This is a genomic window from Burkholderia sp. BDU5 (assembly GCF_001522845.1).
Classification (GTDB): Bacteria; Pseudomonadota; Gammaproteobacteria; order Burkholderiales; family Burkholderiaceae; genus Burkholderia; species Burkholderia mayonis.
Genome location: NZ_LOWC01000083.1, coordinates 1 through 2,260 on the forward strand (window position 1 = coordinate 1; position 2,260 = coordinate 2,260).

A 2,260-nucleotide genomic window follows, 5' to 3' on the forward strand; every position below is an offset into this window, starting at 1 on the left:
CGCACGAACGGCCGCTATGCGCTGTGCACGATGTGCATCGGCGTCGGTCAGGGCATCGCGATCGCGATCGAACGCGTCTGATCCGCGTCGTACGCCGAGCATCGCGCGGCAATCCATATGGCCCGCGCCCGCAAGCGCCCGGGCCGTTTTTCTTTGCACGCGCAGCGGCGCGCATCGCGAGCGCCGCCGCATCGGATGCATGACGGCGGCCGTCATGCAGTCGGGTCGAGTCGCGCCGCGCGCATCCCGCCCAAGATATCTTCCGCATTTCCCGGCGAATTCTTCAATATTCGCATGACGCCTTGATTGAAAAGGCAATTCCACATCGCCGGATAGATTTCGGCGAACCTGCATTGGCGCATGCCATACGCTTATCCCGGCATTCGAATCAAGCTCAGAATGTCGATCGATCTTATTTCTAATTCATGAATATTCGATCGACAAAACTCATGAAATAATTCATATCGGATTATTTGATGTCGATCATTAGAATCGGCATGGTTTGAGTGAACATTCAAATGTTGCGGGACCGGCAACGTCGACGAAAAGCAACGAAGGCAGCCCGTCCGAGAGGCTCCGGTTTGATGTGTGTCAACGCGAAATTCATCATCTCGTGCTTACCCCTGCGTGCCGGTTTTGCTGAACGGCTGCCGACAACGAGGTGCGAGCCGATCGAACGCCATTCGATCGATTTGGCTCGGCCGATGAAATCAATTAAAGGACATAGATCCAGCATTCGGAGCGCTCATGCGTAACAACCAACCCGTCACCCAACGCGAATTCGATTTTCCCGACGATGCGACCTTGATGTCGACGACCGATCCGCACGGCCGCATCACGTATGCGAACGCGACGTTCGTGCACGTCAGCGGCTTTTCGAGCGACGAGATCGTCGGCGACGCGCACAACGTCGTCCGCCATCCCGACATGCCGCGCGAGGCGTTCGCCGACATGTGGGCGACGTTGAAGCGCGGCGAGCCGTGGACTGCGCTCGTCAAGAATCGTCGCAAGAACGGCGACCATTACTGGGTGCGCGCGAACGCAGTGCCCGTGATCCGCGGCGGGCGGACCCAAGGCTACATGTCGGTGCGCACGAAGGCCGCGCGCGGCGAGATCGCCGCCGCCGAAGCGCTCTATCGCGACTTCCGCGAAGGCCGCGCGGGCGGGCGGCGGTTCCACAAGGGCGTGATCGTGCGCAGCGGACTGCTGCGCGCCGTGTCGCTGCTGCAGACGATGTCGGTGCGCGCGCGCGTCCATCTGCCGATCGCCGTGCTGACGCCGGCGATCGTCGGCGCTGCGTGGGCGGCCGGCGTCACGGGCGCGCCGCTCGCGCAGCTCGCGGGCGCGACGTTCGGCGGCGCGGCGCTCGCCGCCTGGTGGCTCGACGCGCAGATCGCGCGGCCGCTGCGCACGCTGCGTCGGCAGGCGCTCGACGTCGCGACCGGATCGAGCCGCCAGGGCGTCAACATGAACCGCGTCGACGAGATCGGGATGACGCTGCGCACGATCAATCAGCTCGGGCTGATGTTCCGCTGGCTGATCGACGACGTGAGTGATCAGGTGCTGACCGTGCAGCGCGCGATCAACGAGATCGCGCAGGGCAACAACGACCTGAGCGCGCGCACCGAGCAGGCGGCGACGAGCGTCCAGCAGACGGCCGCGTCGATGGCGCAGATGACGGCGACCGTGTCGAGCAACGCCGAGACGGCGACGCAGGCGAACCGGCTGTCGGAATCGGCGAGCCATGCGGCGGAGCGCGGCGGCCAGGCGGTGCGCGAGGTCGTCAGCACGATGGGCGAGATCACCGAGAGCTCGCGCCGGATCTCTGAGATCATCGGCGTGATCGACGGGATCGCGTTCCAGACGAACATCCTCGCGCTGAACGCGGCCGTCGAGGCCGCGCGCGCCGGCGAGCAGGGGCGCGGCTTCGCGGTCGTCGCGGGCGAGGTGCGCGCGCTCGCGCAGCGCAGCGCGAACGCGGCGAAGGAGATCAAGGCGCTGATCGGCGCGAGCGTCGAGCGGGTCGAATCCGGCGCGCAGACCGTCGACTATGCGGGCAAGTCGATGGACGAGATCGTGTCGCAGGTGAAGCGCGTGTCCGATCTGATCGCCGAAATCAGCGCGTCGACGAGCGAGCAGAGCGCGGGCGTCTCGCAGGTCGATCACGCTGTCGTGCACCTCGATAGTCGGCCCTGAACAATTCGTTTTGTCGCGCAGATGAAGCTACGCCGCCGACGGCGCAGCGGCTCGGAAGCTGAGC

1 protein-coding gene and 1 pseudogene are annotated in these 2,260 nt (G+C 64.9%); one reads left to right on the top strand and one right to left on the bottom strand.

Annotated features, from left to right (window positions below; all coding sequences use genetic code 11):
* Positions 1-354: hypothetical protein (locus WS69_RS35490; protein ID WP_331457981.1), on the bottom strand; the 354-nt coding region annotated here is incomplete at its 3' end.
* A gap of 393 nt (positions 355-747) precedes the next feature.
* Here WS69_RS35490 and WS69_RS14515 point away from each other — a divergent pair.
* A pseudogene (locus WS69_RS14515) lies at positions 748-2,187 on the top strand (methyl-accepting chemotaxis protein); the annotation flags it as partial.
* Positions 2,188-2,260: the final 73 nt, after the last annotated feature.